This window comes from Methylobacterium sp. WL116 (assembly GCF_008039455.1).
Lineage (GTDB): Bacteria > Pseudomonadota > Alphaproteobacteria > Rhizobiales > Beijerinckiaceae > Methylobacterium.
In genome coordinates, this window is sequence record NZ_VRUV01000972.1 from 1 (window position 1) to 839 (window position 839).

Annotated in this window: 1 protein-coding gene and 1 pseudogene; one reads left to right on the top strand and one right to left on the bottom strand. The window is 75.8% G+C overall.

Annotated elements, in window-relative coordinates; translation table 11 throughout:
- A partial coding sequence (locus tag FV223_RS28845) for an AMP-binding protein (RefSeq protein ID WP_246689860.1) occupies positions 1-707 on the bottom strand: 707 nt, incomplete at its 3' end.
- Between FV223_RS28845 and FV223_RS28850 the strand changes: the two are divergent.
- Positions 684-839: pseudogene (locus FV223_RS28850) on the top strand (AMP-binding protein); the annotation flags it as partial. The gene FV223_RS28845 and the pseudogene FV223_RS28850 overlap by 24 nt on opposite strands.

An 839-nucleotide genomic window follows, 5' to 3' on the forward strand; every position in this document is an offset into this window, starting at 1 on the left:
GGCTTGCCGGCCGAGCCCGCCCGGCCGATCCCTTCCGCCGGCGCGGCCGCGAGCACGAGGTTGCATTCGGTCTGCCCGTAGGCCTCGCCGACGGCGAGCCCGACCGCGTCCTCCGCCCAGCGATAGGTGTCGGCGCCGAGCGCCTCGCCGGCCGAGGCGACGTTGCGCAGCGACGAGAGGTCGTAGCGCGTGCGCGGCGCCTCGACCGCGCGCAGCATCCGCAGGGCGGTCGGCGCGAGGAAGGCGTTGGTGATCCGTAAGCGCTCGATCAGCCGGAAGGCGGCGTCGGCCTCGAACCGGGCGGCGCGGGCCACCACCGGCACGCCGTGGCGCAGCGCCGGCATCAGCACGTTGAGCAGGCCGCCGGCCCAGGCCCAGTCCGAGGGCGTCCACATCAGGTCGCCGGGGCGCGGCGGAAAGGCATGCATCCGGTCGAAGCCGGGCAGGTGGCCGAGCAGCACCCGGTGCCCGTGCAGGGCGCCCTTCGCCTGTCCCGTGGTGCCGGAGGTGTAGATCATCAGCGCCGGGTCGTCGGGGCCGGTGTCGTGGGCCGAGAAGTCGGGTGCGGCGGCTGCGAGCAGGTCGGCGAGGCCGAGCGCGTCGCCCGAGGCGCCGTCGACCGAGACCAGCAGGAACAGCTCCGGCAGCTGCCCGCGGATCAGCTCGAGCTTGGCCAGCCCGGCCGCGTCGCGGTGCTGCTGCCGCAATCGACCGCCGTGATGGTGGCGCACGCCGCCGCCTACAAGCTCGGCGCCATCGCGCTGCCGCTCGCCGGCCTGTTCGGCCCGGAGGCGCTGGCCTACCGCCTCGCCGACTCCGGCGCGCGCGCCTGCATCACC